This window comes from Pseudomonas sp. R19M (assembly GCF_050312585.1).
Lineage (GTDB): Bacteria > Pseudomonadota > Gammaproteobacteria > Pseudomonadales > Pseudomonadaceae > Aquipseudomonas > Aquipseudomonas palleroniana.
The window spans coordinates 1-602 of sequence record NZ_JBNPJV010000113.1; the positions used below are offsets into that span (position 1 = coordinate 1).

Sequence of the window (602 nt, forward strand, 5' to 3'; positions counted from 1 at the left end):
CCACGGCTCAGCAGGGCTTCCTGGTCCGGTGCAGGCAGGGCCTTGCGGTCGACCTTGCCGTTGTTGGTCAGCGGCAGGCTGTCAAGGCGCACGTAGGCGGCCGGCACCATGTAGTCCGGCAACTGGGCCAACAGGTAGTCACGCAGTGCTGTGATGTCGAGGTTTTCACGCTCGGTGAAGTACGCCACCAGGCGCTTGTGCCCCGGTTCGTCTTCACGAGCGAGTACTACCGCGTCCTTGACCTGCGGGTGCTCACTCAGGCGCGTTTCGATCTCGCCCAGTTCAATGCGGAAACCCCGGATCTTCACCTGCTGGTCGTTACGACCCTGATACTGCAAGGTACCGTCGGCACGCCAGGCCACCAGGTCGCCGGTGCGGTACATCAAGCTATTGACGTTGAACGGGTCGGCGAGGAATTTCTCCGCCGTCAGATCAGCGCGGTTCAGGTAGCCCAGGGCAACCCCCTGACCACCGATGTACAACTCGCCGGTCACACCGACCGGTACCGGTTGTTGGCGGGCGTCGAGCACGTAGGCACGGCTGTTGCCCACCGGACGGCCAATCGGGATGCTGCCCTCGTCTGCCCGCGTAATCTCATGGGT

General features: G+C 63.5%; 1 protein-coding gene. It reads right to left on the bottom strand.

The annotated features are described in order from the left end of the window. Window positions 1-602: AMP-binding enzyme (locus ACQRBT_RS28255; protein ID WP_427851695.1), on the bottom strand; the 602-nt coding region annotated here is incomplete at both ends.